The 14566-nt window shown below is 36.4% G+C and carries 17 protein-coding genes; 6 read left to right on the forward strand and 11 right to left on the reverse strand.

Annotation, left to right across the window (positions count from 1 at the left end; translation table 11 throughout):
- From ABIZ51_00930 to ABIZ51_00975, 10 genes are all read right to left on the reverse strand, one after another.
- Positions 1-287 (reverse strand): AIR carboxylase family protein (locus ABIZ51_00930; protein MEO7087338.1); only part of this gene is annotated, 287 nt, incomplete at its 3' end.
- A 10-nt stretch (positions 288-297) separates the two neighbouring features.
- Positions 298-1440: a 5-(carboxyamino)imidazole ribonucleotide synthase gene (locus ABIZ51_00935; GenBank protein MEO7087339.1), complete on the reverse strand. Its 1143-nt coding sequence runs from the start codon at positions 1438-1440 to the stop codon at positions 298-300.
- A 69-nt stretch (positions 1441-1509) separates the two neighbouring features.
- A complete protein-coding gene (locus ABIZ51_00940; GenBank protein MEO7087340.1) occupies positions 1510-2550 on the reverse strand; it encodes a hypothetical protein in 1041 nt (346 codons plus the stop codon).
- Between the two features lie 187 nt (positions 2551-2737).
- A complete protein-coding gene (locus tag ABIZ51_00945; GenBank protein MEO7087341.1) occupies positions 2738-3514 on the reverse strand; it encodes an enoyl-CoA hydratase-related protein in 777 nt (258 codons plus the stop codon).
- 10 nt (positions 3515-3524) lie between these two features.
- Positions 3525-4013 carry a 1,2-phenylacetyl-CoA epoxidase subunit PaaD gene (paaD, locus tag ABIZ51_00950; GenBank protein ID MEO7087342.1) on the reverse strand — a complete coding sequence of 163 codons (489 nt, stop codon included), beginning with the start codon at positions 4011-4013 and terminating at the stop codon, positions 3525-3527.
- 26 nt (positions 4014-4039) lie between these two features.
- Positions 4040-4810, reverse strand: coding sequence for a 1,2-phenylacetyl-CoA epoxidase subunit PaaC (gene paaC, locus ABIZ51_00955; protein MEO7087343.1), 771 nt, complete (start codon positions 4808-4810; stop codon positions 4040-4042).
- Between the two features lie 3 nt (positions 4811-4813).
- Positions 4814-5110 carry a 1,2-phenylacetyl-CoA epoxidase subunit PaaB gene (gene paaB, locus ABIZ51_00960; GenBank protein MEO7087344.1) on the reverse strand — a complete coding sequence of 99 codons (297 nt, stop codon included), beginning with the start codon at positions 5108-5110 and terminating at the stop codon, positions 4814-4816.
- Positions 5111-5147: 37 nt separating this feature from the next.
- Positions 5148-6092, reverse strand: coding sequence for a 1,2-phenylacetyl-CoA epoxidase subunit PaaA (paaA, locus tag ABIZ51_00965; GenBank protein ID MEO7087345.1), 945 nt, complete (start codon positions 6090-6092; stop codon positions 5148-5150).
- A 140-nt stretch (positions 6093-6232) separates the two neighbouring features.
- A complete protein-coding gene (locus ABIZ51_00970; protein MEO7087346.1) occupies positions 6233-7027 on the reverse strand; it encodes an alpha/beta hydrolase in 795 nt (264 codons plus the stop codon).
- 73 nt (positions 7028-7100) lie between these two features.
- Positions 7101-8396, reverse strand: a complete 1296-nt coding sequence (locus ABIZ51_00975) for an aminopeptidase P N-terminal domain-containing protein (protein ID MEO7087347.1) — start codon at positions 8394-8396, stop codon at positions 7101-7103.
- Between the two features lie 197 nt (positions 8397-8593).
- On the opposite strand from ABIZ51_00975, the gene ABIZ51_00980 reads away from it, so the two are divergent.
- From ABIZ51_00980 to ABIZ51_01005, 6 genes are all read left to right on the forward strand, one after another.
- Complete coding sequence (locus ABIZ51_00980; protein ID MEO7087348.1) at positions 8594-9259, forward strand: succinate dehydrogenase cytochrome b subunit; 666 nt, start codon at positions 8594-8596, stop codon at positions 9257-9259.
- A gap of 35 nt (positions 9260-9294) precedes the next feature.
- Positions 9295-11214, forward strand: coding sequence for a fumarate reductase/succinate dehydrogenase flavoprotein subunit (locus ABIZ51_00985; protein ID MEO7087349.1), 1920 nt, complete (start codon positions 9295-9297; stop codon positions 11212-11214).
- Positions 11214-11534: a nucleotidyltransferase domain-containing protein gene (locus ABIZ51_00990; protein MEO7087350.1), complete on the forward strand. Its 321-nt coding sequence runs from the start codon at positions 11214-11216 to the stop codon at positions 11532-11534. The genes ABIZ51_00985 and ABIZ51_00990 overlap by 1 nt, the downstream gene beginning before the upstream one ends.
- Entirely contained in the window at positions 11501-11737 is a 237-nt protein-coding gene (locus ABIZ51_00995) for a nucleotidyltransferase substrate binding protein (protein MEO7087351.1), read from the forward strand. Before ABIZ51_00990 ends, ABIZ51_00995 begins: the two co-directional genes overlap by 34 nt.
- A 202-nt stretch (positions 11738-11939) precedes the next feature.
- Positions 11940-12683 (forward strand): succinate dehydrogenase/fumarate reductase iron-sulfur subunit, encoded by a 744-nt coding sequence (locus ABIZ51_01000; protein ID MEO7087352.1) that lies wholly within the window; start codon positions 11940-11942, stop codon positions 12681-12683.
- A 280-nt stretch (positions 12684-12963) separates the two neighbouring features.
- On the forward strand, positions 12964-13512 hold the full coding sequence (locus ABIZ51_01005; GenBank protein ID MEO7087353.1) for an ORF6N domain-containing protein: 549 nt from the start codon (positions 12964-12966) through the stop codon (positions 13510-13512).
- Positions 13513-13768: 256 nt separating this feature from the next.
- On the opposite strand, the gene ABIZ51_01010 is transcribed toward ABIZ51_01005, so the two are convergent.
- Complete coding sequence (locus ABIZ51_01010; GenBank protein ID MEO7087354.1) at positions 13769-14554, reverse strand: class I SAM-dependent methyltransferase; 786 nt, start codon at positions 14552-14554, stop codon at positions 13769-13771.
- Between the last annotated feature and the right edge of the window lie 12 nt (positions 14555-14566).

The following is a 14566-nucleotide window of genomic DNA, read 5'->3' on the forward strand; positions in this document are numbered from 1 at the left end:
CCATCTATCGAATTACTTGATTTTATGGGTACTCCGATAACTGGAAGTGGCGTGTGAGACGCCGTCATTCCAGGTAAATGTGCGGCACCACCAGCACCTGCAATAATTACTTTTAAGCCTCTGGCGACTGCAGTTTTGCCGTATTCCAGCATTTTCTCAGGCGTACGATGCGCTGAAACAATACTTATTTCAAACGGAATTTCGAGTTTGTCCAATACCAATGCGGCTTCGTTCATCACCGTTAAATCGGATTGGCTACCCATGATAATACCTACAAGTGCTTTCATTTTTATTTTTTTACGAAATAACTTTTAATTTTTCTTTTACGAATATTGCTTTTTTCTTCGCTTTTTCAATAGTTTCAGCAAGAATAGTTACGTGCCCCATCTTTCGAAAAGGCTTTGTCATTTTTTTTCCGTACAGATGTACATAAACTTCTTTTTCCGCTAAAACTGCTTCTAATCCTTCGTATTTGACATCGCCTTGAAAATTTTTATCGCCCAATAAATTTACCATTACACTGGGTGAACTGATTTTTGTATCGCCCAAAGGCAAATTTAAAATAGCACGTAAATGCTGCGCGTATTGCGATGTGAAATTTCCTTCAATTGTTTGATGTCCGCTGTTGTGCGGACGAGGAGCCATTTCGTTTACTAAGATTTCTCCATCTTTTGTAACAAACATTTCAACAGCAAGCAAACCGACAATTCCTAATTTTTCAACTATTTGAAGTGCGATTTCAGTTGATTTTTTTTCTGTCTTTTCAGAAATATCAGCCGGAGAAAATAAAAATTCTACCAGATTAGCTTCTGCATTAAATTCCATTTCAACAGCAGGAAAACAAGCACTTTCACCCGATTTATTTCTGGCAACAATCACCGAAATTTCTTTTTCGAAATCAATTAATTTTTCCAACACACTAGGCGCATCAAATGATTTTTCAATGTCTGATTCGTTGCTTAATTTCATTACGCCTTTTCCGTCATAACCGCCTTTACGGAGTTTTTGCATAAAAGGAAAATGCGCTTTATGCGAAAGCGTTTCTAATTTATTTTCCGATAAAAAATAATCGGCAGTAGGAAAATTATGCTCGCTGTAAAATTTTTTTTGCAAACCTTTGTCTTGAATCATTCGCAAAATATTTGGCTGTGGATAAACTGCCAAGCCTTCTTTTTCGAGGCGTTCGAGCGCATCCACATTTACGTGTTCAATTTCAATAGTCAATAAATTAACGGTTTTTCCGAATTGATATACTGTTTCAAAATCACGAATATCGCCAACAGTAAAATCAGAAACAATTTCTTTACAAGGTGCATTTTTATCGGGATCTAATATCGCCACCGATAGACTTAAATTGATAGCTTCCTGCACCAACATGCGTCCTAATTGTCCGCCGCCAAGTATTCCTAATTTAAAATTGCCGTAAAAAGCTGAATTCATCCAACAAATATAAAGGGATTTTTTAGTGCTCCGAAAAAATAATTTTTTGAACGCAATTTTAAACAGGCTCTAAGACCTTCTTTTTGTCGGAGCTTTAATTTGGACAACAATTCCGGCTGTTACAAAAGTGCCGCTCCAGCTAATAGTCATATTATTATTGGTCGGATAGCCGAACGAAGAAGTTGCATCCGTAGATAAAATACGATATCCAGCTCTGACTTCCAATCCAAATGTTTTTTGAGCACCGAAAAAATATTTTCCGACAGTTGCAACATGCAATCCAAAACCATTTCCGGAATATGTTCTAATAACATTTGTAGTAGTTTTTGCATTTCCGATGTAAAGATTGTCGTTTTCGGAACCAAACAAGAATCCATAATCAATACCTAATTCTCCACCCGCTTGAAATGCATCCAAAGGATCTAAGCCACGCAGGTATTGCCCTGAAAGATTCATTCCCAATAAATTAAAATATAAATCTCCGTTGGAACCATCTAAAAAAACAGCCGTGTTGTACACAGCATGCGAAGCAGAAATATCAACCTGAAATTCTAAATTCAAATTATCTACTTCGCTTAATTTAAAAGAATTTCCGATAAAAATACTTTTAAACGAAGGACCTCCTTGATCTAATTGAAGTCCGCCATCTCCAGAAGCCGTTTCCGAAGCAAATAAATTTTTCCAATACGAATCGATATCGCCTCCATTATAGCTATTAAAAAGCGAAGCGCGAACACCAAAATAAAGATAATGTGTTTTAGGAGCTGCAACAACGGTTGTTGGTTTTTGTGGCGGAGGCGGAGCATCAATCGGTTTAACAGGAGGCGGAGCTACCGGCGGCACAGGAGGTCTTGTTCCTGTTGGCGAATTGCCTGCGTTGAATACATCTTTTGTCCCATCAGCATATTTGATCATACTTACTTGATCTTTCGGGATGGAATAAACAGGACTGGTTTGCCGATTTTCGTATTTTTTATATTTGATTTCCGTAGTTCCTACTTCCTGCACTACCGCAATGATCTTGATGCCATTGGTTTGCACAATTGTGTCTTGCGACATTGCTGTTTTTCCAATTAAAAAAAGTGCGATTACAAAGAAAAAATGTTTCATATTTTGTTTCGATTTTGATGCTAAAAAAAATATTTTCTTTTTTTAAATACAAAACAAATATAAACGATTTTATAATTTTCGCAAGTTGTCTATTAAATTAATATTTTTCTTGTTGAAAAAATAATTTTGCAGAGATGATTTTTGGCGAGGAAAAAGGTCTTCGAAAAAATAATTTTTTGAATGCAATTTATTCTCCTTTAAAAACAGGTTTTCTTTTTTCGAAAAAAGCCTTTACACCTTCTTGATGATCGTGTGTCTGTGCTGCTTTTACTTGCATATCAGCTTCTAAATCCAATTGTTGTTCCAGCGTATTGTTCATGGATTTGTTGAGTAACTGTTTTGTTAAACCAATTCCGCGCGTCGGCATTGAAGCCAATGTGTTAGCAATGTTCAAAGCTTCTTGAAAAAAATTCGCATCGTCAAATGTTTTGTAAATCATTCCCATTTGTTGCGCTTCAGTCGCCATTATTTTATCTCCGAGCATCATTAAAGCAGCCGCTTTTTGTAAGCCGATATAACGCGGGAGAAAAAAGGTGGCACCACTGTCAGGTATTAATCCGATTTTACTAAACGCTTGAATAAATGCTGCGGAATTAGCAGCAATAACAATATCGCAAGCCAATGCTAAACTGGCACCTGCTCCGGCAGCAACTCCGTTTACCCCACAAACAATAGGTTTTTCGATGGTTCTGATTTTTTGAATAATCGGATTGTAATGTTCGCGCACAATTTTTTCGATTACTGGACCATTTGCATCAACAGCTTCCGACAAATCTTGTCCGGCGCAAAATGCTTTCCCTTCAGCATATATAAAAACAGCACGTATATTTTTATCGGTTTCGCAAATGCTTAATTTTTCTTGCAATTGCAAAGCCATTTCTCTGTTAAAGCTGTTGAATTTTTCAGGGCGATTTAACTTTATTTTGGCAACATTATTTTCGAGTTCGAAGTGTATCAATTCCATAAAATATTTTTTAGATGCATTTAAAATAATCGAAAGGTTCCAAGCAATCGAGGCATTTATAAAGGGCTTTACAAGCCGTAGATCCAAATTGGCTGATCATTTCCGTATGTAAAGAATGGCATTGCGGACATTGAATTTTTTTTTCTTTTCCTGTTAAAGAATTTTTATCAGAACTTGTTTTTTCAGGCGGAGCGATGCCGTATTTTTTTAATTTTTCTTTTCCAGATTCGCTTATCCAATCGGTTGTCCAAGCTGGCGCGTAAACTGTTTTTATGCTAACATTTTGAATTCCTTTTTCGTGAAGTTTTGATTTGATATCGTCCTCAATCACTTTCATAGCAGGACATCCAGTGTAGGTTGGAGTAATCGTAATTTCAGTTTTTTCTCCGTTCGAAAAAATATTTTTTACGATGCCTAAATCCAAAATGCTCAATACAGGAACTTCCGGATCCATCACTTCGCTGAGAAAATTCCGTATTTGCGCTTCGTCAAAAAGCATTTTTGAAAATTTTAAAATTTAATTTGTTACCATTTTGCATCCGGATATGCTCTCGGTAAATATTGCATTTCTGCCAATAAAAATCCAAGATGTTCCGTATGAAATCCTTTGCGACTGCCTGTTTGCATCCAAGTAGATTCGGGCTTTACGAGTGTTGCTGTTTTTAATACTTCGAAAACTTTTTTCTCCCAAAGTGATTTTACTTTCGATAAATCAACTGCAATTTTTTCTTTCAGTAAAATTTCGTCCACTTCATTCATCTCAAAAAATTCTCCAGTAAACATCCATAAATCATTCACCGATTTTTGAATACGCTGATGACTTTCTTCTGTCCCATCGCCCAAGCGAATTACCCATTCGCTGCTGTGGCGCAAATGATACGTCATTTCTTTAAAGGATTTAGCTGCAATGGCAGCAAGCATTTCGTCGGAACTTTTACTTAATTCCTGATAAAAATAGAAATCGAAAACATCCGTAAAAAATTGGCGTACAATTGTTTTTCCAAAATCGCCATTCAGCTGTTCCGCCAACATGGTATTGTAAAATTCATGTTCCTTGCGGAGAAAAGCCAAATCATCTTCTGTTCTATTTTTACCTTCTACTTGTGCCGCATATTGCAGCAAAGCACGCGCATGTCCGATATGATCTAACGCGATATTTGTAAGCGCAATGTCTTCTTCTAAAACAGGACCGTGCCCACACCACTCCGAAAGTCGATGACCTAAAATCAAACTATTATCGGCAAGACGCAAACAATATTGGAATAAAGCGTGTTGAATTTTTTCTTTTTCTGCCATGGCTTAAATGTATTTAACGCCTTCAGGCAATGTGTAAAAGGTAGGATGACGATACACTTTATCGTTTGCCGGATCGAAAAATGAACCAATATCTTCGGGAGAAGAAGCTGTGATAGCAAGGGCTGGAACCACCCAAAGGTTTGTGCCTTCGCCTCTGCGCGTATATACATCGCGTGCATTTTGCAAAGCCGTTTCTTTGTCGGCAGCATGTAAACTTCCTACGTGTTTATGCGGTAATCCGGGTTTTGTTTGTACAAATATTTCCCATAAAATACCTTGATCGTCTGTTGTTGTGCTCATTTTATTTGAAAATTTGAGGTGTTGAGAAAATATTTTTTTAAGCAGCTTGCATTTTATTAGTCTTTTTTTCGGCGTGCGCTTTCGTGGCTGCTCGCACCCAAGCTCCATTTTCGTGAGCGGTTTTACGTGCATTTAAACGTTCACTATTACAAGGTCCGTTTCCTTTTATTACATTAAAAAATTCGTCCCAATTAATTTCTCCGAAATCATAATGTCCTTTTTCTGCATTCCATTTTAAATCTTTATCCGGAATTTTTAATCCGATTAAATCGGCTTGAGCAACGGTTCTATCAATAAATTTCTGACGCAAGTCATCGTTGCTTTCTCTTTTAATTTTCCATTTCATGGATTGCGCACTGTTCGGAGAATGTTCATCGTTCGGACCAAACATCATCACAGAAGGCCACCACCAACGGTTTAGCGCATCTTGTGCCATTGCTTTTTGTTCCGGAGTTCCTTTGGAAAGGTGCGCCATAATTTCATATCCTTGGCGTTGATGAAAACTTTCTTCCTTGCAAATCCGCACCATTGCACGCGCATAAGGTCCGAAGGAACAACGTTGCAACATCACCTGATTTACAATTGCAGCACCATCCACCAACCAACCAATCGCGCCCATATCTGCCCAAGTAAGCGAAGGATAATTAAAAATACTGGAGTATTTTGCTTTGCCGCTGTGCAGTTGATCTAACAATTCTCCGCGACTAATACCAAGTGTTTCCGTAGCGCTGTATAAATATAAACCGTGTCCAGCTTCGTCTTGTACTTTTGCTAATAAAATAAGTTTGGAGCGTAAACTCGGAGCTCGCGTTATCCAATTTCCTTCGGGCAACATTCCTACAATTTCGGAATGCGCGTGTTGCGACATTTGCCGAATCAATTGTTTCCGGTAGGCTTCGGGCATATAATCTTTCGGCTCGATGTATTCGTTGGCATCTATTTTTGCCTGAAAATTTTTTTCTAAAAGGTCTGTCTGTTCCATTGCTGAGTTTTTTTTGCTCGGGTTACAAATATAGGCAATATCTGTTGTTAGTACAAAACAGATATTTTAATAAAAATCACGTTTGAAAAATTATTTTTTTGAAGGCTGGAAATTTATTTTTCAAAAAGAGATTGCGTAAGTCAAAAACATTTTTTCGCGAAGACAATTAGAGCGTTTAAAATTTCTTGTTTTGCTTCGTAGAAACCTGCATGACCAACATTGTCCAATAATAAAATTTCTTTTTTTTCGGGTAATTCGGTTTGTGGTAAAATTAATTCCGGCGGAATAATGCCATCTTTTTTTCCGATGATAAATAAAATGGGATAGTTGGAAAATTTCAAAATCATTTCCCTGTTTTTACGATCTTTCATTCCTTGTAAACACGCTATAATGCTTCGCTGCGAGGTATTTGAAAAAATAATTTTCAAAAACGAAATTTCTTTTTTGAAACGAGTTTTATTTTTTTCGAAAAATAAATTCTCGGCTAACTGATTCGTAAATTGTTTCGGATGTTTTTTCACCAATTGAATGGAGCGATCGCGGTCTTTTTTTTTCGCGTCGGTATCTGCCAAAGCAGAAGAATGAAACAAACAAATACCTTTTAAATTATCGGGAAATAATTCAGCAAAAGCCATTGTAGTATAGCCTCCCATGGAATGTCCGACTAAAATATATTTTCGCAAATGCAAAAAATCCATCACCACTTTTACGCATTCTGCCATCAATTCCATCGAATGCACATAACCAATGCAATCGCTTTCTCCGTGTCCGGGAAGGTCGATGCAGATGATGCGAAATTTTTTGGAGAGCTCGTCTGAAAATTCTTTCCACATTTCCAGCGAAAGCGGAAAACCGTGCAATAAAACAATCGTTCTGCCTTTTCCTTTGTCGGAAAAACGAATGCGGGCGTTTCTAAATTGGGTGTATTGAAACATTAAATTTTGCGACTTGAAAAATTATCTTTTCGCGTTTGTTTTTTTTGAAATTGAAATTTAGGCGTTCAAAAAATTATTTTTTTGAAGCCATTAATGCTTCAATTTCATCAGCTTCAATCGGAATATTTACCATTAAATTTACCGGACCTTTTGCGGTAATTAAAATATCATCTTCCAAACGAATGCCTAATTTTTCTTCCGGAATATAAAATCCAGGTTCGCAGGTAAAAACCATTCCTGCTTCAAACTTGCGGTATTTGCTGCCAATGTCGTGAACATCTAATCCCAAAAAATGTGAAATTCCGTGCATACAATATTTTTTATACAAAGGATTTTCTGGATTTTGTTTTTTCACATCAGCCGCTTTTAACAAGCCTAATTTTATCAATTGTTCTTCCATTAAAACGCCTACCGCTTTGTGATAATCCGTAATGTTATTTCCTACTTTCAACATTTTCATCGCGCCACGCATCACATGCAAAACGGAATTATACACTTCTTTTTGACGTTTGGTAAATTTCCCGCTAACGGGTACTGCACGCGTCATATCCGAAGCATAATTTCCATATTCAGCAGCCACATCCATCAAAATTACATCACCGCTTTTACATTGTTTATTGTTTTCCACATAATGTAAAACGCAGGCATTTAGACCCGATGCAATGATGGGTCCGTAAGCAAACCCACGCGAGCGATTTCGTGTAAATTCGTGTATTAATTCGGCTTCAATTTCGTATTCCCAAACGCCAGGTTTTACAAAAGATAATATTCTTCGGAACCCTTTTTCGGTAATGTTGCACGCTTGTTGCATTAACTTTATTTCTTCCGCAGATTTAATGGCTCTTAAATTTTGCATGATAGGAGCGGAGCGTTCGTATTCGTGCAGCGGAAAATGACTTTTACATTCCTTAATGAAGCGTGCATCGCGGGTTTCCACCACAATATGCGCGCGCGTATGTTCATTGGTATTTAAATAAACATGATCGCATTCCGCCATTAATGCGGCAAAAACAGTTTCGAATTGAGAAATCCAATACACTTTTTTAATGCCCGAAGTTTGTGTAGCTTCTTCTTTTGTATATTTATGTCCTTCCCAAATAGCAATGGTACCGTTGGTTTCGCGCAAAAAAAGGATTTCGCGATGCGCAGCTTCTTTGGCATCCGGATAAATCAATAAAATACTTTCTTCTTGGTCAATTCCTGATAAATAAAATAAATCAGTATTTTGAATGAAAGCCATGGATCCATCAGCATTGGTGGGCATAATATCATTTGAATTAAAAACAGCCAATGAATTTGATTTTAATTGTTTCGCAAAACGTTTTCTGTTTTCGATAAACAAAGAAGAAGGGATGGATGAGTATTTCATAAGCCTTGATTTTAAAGGATTGTTAATTAAGAATTGTTTTAAATAAATTTTTTACTTGATAGAAATAAATCTGCATTATACATTTGTACTCTAAATTTGCTGTTTGTAAAATTATATAATTATTAATTAGAAATATAATTACTGCGTAATATTAGCTGAAACAATTAATTTTTAAAACAAAAACCGCTTTCTACACTATGAATAAGTTTCTACAATTCTTCGCTTCGTCTTTAGGAAAAAAAATTTTGATGGCTTGCACAGGACTTTTCCTCAGCGCCTTTTTAATTGAACATCTCTACGGAAACATAATGCTTTACAAGCACGATAACGGCGTCGCTTTTGATCAGTATACAAAAGATATGACGGGCAGTTTGATAATCCGAATTATCGAAATCGGTTTGTTCGCTACGTTTTTTATCCACATTATTTATGGAATTGGAATTACGCTTCAAAACAGAAAAGCACGTCCGATTAAATATGCCGTAAAAAATGATTCGGCCAACAGCTCTTGGTTTTCGCGTAATATGATTGTGAGCGGATTAATCGTTTTGATTTTTTTATGTTTACATCTGTACAACTTTTTTATTCCGCACCGTATTGGTAATTTGGATGCTACGCAAACGTATTATCAAACGTTATTAATTGTTTTTCATTCTGGATTATACGTAAGCATTTATTGCCTTGGAGTGGTTATGTTGGGGGCGCATCTCAACCACGGTTTTCAATCGGCATTTCAATCTTTGGGATTGAAAAATAAAAAATACACTTCTTTGTTGAGTGCAATAGGCAGTGGATTTGCGCTTATCATGACTATTGGTTTTATTTCATTTCCGATACTTTTTTATTTCGGAATCGTTAGCTAAAAAAATATTTTTTCAACACATAATTCGGTACAGAAATGTCAAAATTAGATTCAAAAATTCCGGAAGGATCCGTAGCAGAAAAATGGACCTTGTACAAATCGCACGTTGCACTTGTAAATCCTACCAATAAAAGACATATTGAAATCATTGTTGTTGGTTCAGGACTTGCTGGAGCATCGGCAGCAGCCAGTTTAGCCGAAATGGGTTATAAGGTAAAAGTTTTTTGTTTCCAAGATTCACCACGTAGAGCGCACAGTATCGCGGCTCAAGGAGGTATCAACGCAGCAAAAAATTATGCGAACGATGGCGATAGCACGTATCGTTTATTTTACGATACTGTTAAAGGTGGTGATTATAGATCGCGCGAATCCAATGTTTATAGGCTTTCTGAAGTAAGTGCGAATATTATTGATCAGTGTGTGGCGCAAGGCGTTCCTTTTGCCAGAGAATATGGTGGCTTGCTTGATAATCGTTCCTTCGGCGGGGTACAAGTATCGCGTACGTTTTATGCGCGCGGACAAACTGGACAACAATTATTGCTAGGTGCATACAGCGCGTTAAGCAGACAAATTGGGAAGAAACAAATTACAATGCACAACCGTCATGAAATGTTGGAAACGGTTATTATTGATGGAAAAGCGCGTGGAATTATTGCGCGTGATTTAATCACAGGAAAATTAGAACGTCATTTTGGGCATGCGGTTATTTTAGCAACTGGCGGCTACGGAAATGTGTTTTATTTATCCACTAATGCAATGGGATCAAATGCTACGGCAGCTTGGAAAGCCTATAAAAAGGGTGCTTTTTTCGCGAATCCATGTTATACACAGATTCATCCAACATGTATTCCTGTTTCAGGAGATCATCAATCGAAATTAACATTGATGTCGGAATCCTTGAGAAATGACGGACGTATTTGGGTGCCGAAGAAAAAAGGAGATGCACGCAAACCAACCGATATTCCAGAAGAAGAAAGAGATTATTATTTGGAAAGAAAATATCCTGCTTACGGAAATTTAGTTCCGCGAGATGTGGCATCGCGTGCTGCGAAACAACGTTGCGACGAAGGTTATGGTGTTGGAACTTCCAAACTGGCGGTTTATCTGGATTTTTCAGAAGCCATTGGTCGTTTAGGACACGACGTAGTGAGCGCACGTTACGGAAATTTGTTCGAGATGTACGAAAAAATTACAGGCGAAAATCCATACAAAACACCGATGCGTATTTATCCTGCGGTGCATTATACAATGGGCGGTTTGTGGGTAGATTACAATTTAATGACTACTATAAACGGCTTGTATGCTTTGGGCGAATGCAATTTTTCCGATCACGGCGCGAATCGTTTGGGTGCATCTGCATTGATGCAAGGTTTGGCGGATGGTTATTTCGTTATTCCTTATACAATTGGCGAATATCTCGCGAAAGAAATTGGCACTAAACCAATTCCTACTGATCATCCCGCTTTTGCGGAAGCAGAAAAAAGTGTGCAAGATGTTATCGCTAAATTATTAGGAATAAAAGGCACAAAATCAGTAGATCATTTTCACAAACATCTCGGAAAAATTATGTGGGAATATTGTGGAATGGCTCGTAATGAAGCTGGTTTAACAAAAGCCAAAGCGATGATTCGCGAATTGAGAGTTGAATTTTGGAAAGATGTAAAAGTTCCCGGAACAGCCAACGAATTTAATCCGGAATTGGAAAAAGCAGGTCGCGTTGCCGACTTTTTTGAATTAGGTGAATTGCTTGTGGACGATGCACAAAATAGAAAAGAATCGTGTGGAGGACATTTTCGCGAAGAATCACAGACCGAAGAAGGCGAAGCAAAACGTAACGATGATTTGTATGCCTACGTAGCTGCTTGGGAATTTAAAGGCGTTGGTGAACCTTCTGTTTTGCACAAAGAAGAATTGAAATTCGAAGCCATTGCATTGAAACAAAGAAGTTATAAATAATGAATACCGAAACCAAATATTTAAACATCGCAAAAAAAATTATTTTGAATCACATCGAAAAGAATAATTATGCTGTTTTTTTATTTGGTTCCAGAGCAAATGGAAGTGCAAATCGTACTTCGGATATTGATGTTGGAATAATTGGGAAAAATATTTTTCCGCTATTGTTGAAAGCAAAAATGAAGGAAGAATTGGAAGAATCTATCATTCCTTATCATGTTGATATTATTGATTTTTTAGAAGTGTCGGAGGATTTTAAAAAAGTTGCATTACAGAAAATTGTAGCATGGAACCAACCGAAAAATATCATCATAAATTAAATGATTTAAAAAAAGCCGTCGCGAGTTTAGACGAAGCCTTGAAAGTAAATTTATTTTCTTTCACTGAAGAGGTTTCAGACCTGATTCAAAATGGTCAAATTCAAAAAATTGAATATTTTTCGGAAATACTTTGGAAAACAGTAAAAATAGCGTTAGAAGAAAAAAATGGTTTAATAGCAACTGCCCCTAAAAATGTTTATTGAGGCTTGTTTTAGAATGGATACATCAACGAATCGGAATGCGAAAAATTAATTTTGATGGTGGACGATAGGAATTTATTAAGTCATTTGTATAGCGAAGATTATTACGAAAAAATACACAAAAGATTGCCAGAACATTTGAATTTAATGAAATATATAATCGCTAAAATAGCGTAGCGAAATTTTAAAATATAAAATTAAAACTATGAATCTCACATTAAAAGTATGGAGACAAAAAAACTCCAAAGAAGCAGGGAACTTTGTTACGTATAAAGTAACAGATGTTTCTACTGATATGTCGTTTCTCGAAATGTTTGACGTACTCAACGAATCGCTTATCAATAAAGGCGAAGAGCCGATTGCATTTGATCACGATTGCCGCGAAGGAATTTGCGGAATGTGTAGTATGTTCATCAATGGCAGACCGCACGGACCGCTAAAAGGAACCACCACTTGTCAGTTGCACATGCGCCATTTTAAAGATGGAGAAACGATTGTGGTCGAACCTTGGAGAGCGAAATCGTTTCCGGTAATTAAAGATTTAGTGGTGGATCGCTCTTCGTTCGATCGAATTATTTCTGCTGGCGGATTTGTTTCCGTTAATACCGGAAATGCTCAAGATGCCAATTGTATTCCCATTCCAAAACACGATGCGGATGCTGCTTTTGATGCTGCCGCTTGCATTGGCTGCGGCGCTTGCGTGGCTACGTGTAAAAACTCTTCTGCGGTGCTTTTTGTAAGTGCGAAAGTTTCTCAACTCGCTTTATTGCCGCAAGGACAAGTGGAAAGAGCTGACCGCGTGAAAAAAATGGTGGCGGCAATGGATGCTGAAGGTTTCGGAAATTGCAGTACAACCGGTGCTTGCGAAATAGAATGTCCGAAAGAAATTTCGCTTGAAAATATTGCGCGCATGAACCGTGAATTTTTAGTTGCGAATTTGACAGAATAATTTTATCGTTTAAAAAAATATTTTTTTGAAAACCTTATTTTGCCCTTCGAAAAATTAATTTTTCGAAGGGCTTTTTTCACTTAAAAGATTAAACCGATTTACTATCTTTAGGTGGACGAAAAATTAATTTTTGTAGTTACAGCCAATACTTCAGCTTCATGCTTACGGAAAATGGGATACCTTTTTTGAGGTACCAATTTGGCACCTCAAAAAATAAAAAAGTAGATTTGTATCATTAAAAGATATTACAAATGGAGATATCTACAAGCTCTCAAAAAATATGGCAAAACAAGAAATCGCAGTAATAATATCCGATGAAGTAGTAATGAGTAAGATTTATTACATTAGAGGACAAAAGGTGATGTTAGATGCAGATTTAGCAGAATTATATCAGGTAGAAACAAAGAGCTTAAAGCGAGCAGTAAACCGCAATAAGGACATATTCCCCAATCATTTTATGTTTGAATTAACAGCGCAGGAATTTATCTCTTTGAAGTCGCAATTTGCGATCTCAAAAACAGGAAGAGGCGGAACACGTTATTCGCCAATGGTTTTCACTCAGTTAGGCGTTTTACAACTCGCAAATGTTTTAAAAAGTTCAAGAGCAAGACAAATGAGTATCCGGATTTTAGAAGTCTTTGTTAGATTACAAAGTATGCTTATTGAAAACACGGAATTACGATTAGCAATAGAAAAGCTGGAAAGGAAAACAGAAAACAATACAAAGAATATTGAAATTGTATTTAGGTATTTCGATGAACTTTTAGAGAAAAAAGAAAATAAAAAACCACGTAAAAAAATGGGATATAAAATTCCAAAAACGAAATAACTTCACGTAGGCACGAAACTTATGTGGTGTTACTTGTGTTTTGCTTATAAAATGGAAAAAAATATAATATATTTGTAAGCACAGCTTATTGACAATATATACAAAAGCAGAACTTAATGGGTACGAGGAATTTAACAACCTAATTTTATCGTTTAAAAAAATATTTTTTTGAACACGTTATTTTGCTCTTTGAAAAATTAATTTTTTGAAGGCTGTTCTTTACTCGCTGAAAAATTATTTTTTCATACGAAGAAAATTAAAATTTCACAATAAAATCCTGTTTCGTTAATTCCTTTCGAAAAAAAACAAAGCCCATAAAAAACAAATCAATCGTAACGGTTACAGAATTATTTTTCTGGATCATTTCCCACGCATTTTCCATTTCCGCCGACCAGTGAATGTCATCAAAAACAAAAAGGGAATCGTTGTGTGCGGCTTTTAAACATTCGTTGAAATACTTTAAGGTGGCTTCTTTCCGATGATTTCCATCGAAAAAAACAAAATCTAATTTTTGCAATTTATTTATCGAAGCAGAAAGTTTTTCGTCAAAATTTCCGATAATTAATTCGATATTTTTGCATTTTATTTGCGAAAAATTATTTTTTGCAAGCGCCGCCGTTTGCGGACAACCTTCGATAGAAATAACTTTTGCGTTTGAATCGGGCATCGCTAAATAAAGTGTCGTAATACCAAGTGATGTGCCTAATTCTAAGATGTTTTTAAATTCGAAATAATGAATTAACCGAAATAATAATTGTCCGTATTTGGTAGGTTTTACCGATGTTTTTGCAATGTCCTTTACGGCTCTTTTTTTAGTTTTTAAATTTTTAGAACCAGCGCCAAAATCTTCCACCACAATTATTTCGGAAGATAAAATCATTTTCTGCCGCAATTTTTCAATCGCGTTAAAAGCATAAAACGAATTTTTATTTTCAAAAATTTCTGTTATTAAATGAAAAACAAAAGGAGAATGGACGCCGTGTTTATCAAGAGCTTTAATGCGATAACGGAAATACTTCAGAAGAAAAAATAATTTTTTCATCGCACAAAAATA

This window comes from Bacteroidia bacterium (assembly GCA_039924845.1).
GTDB lineage: Bacteria > Bacteroidota > Bacteroidia > DATLTG01 > DATLTG01 > DATLTG01.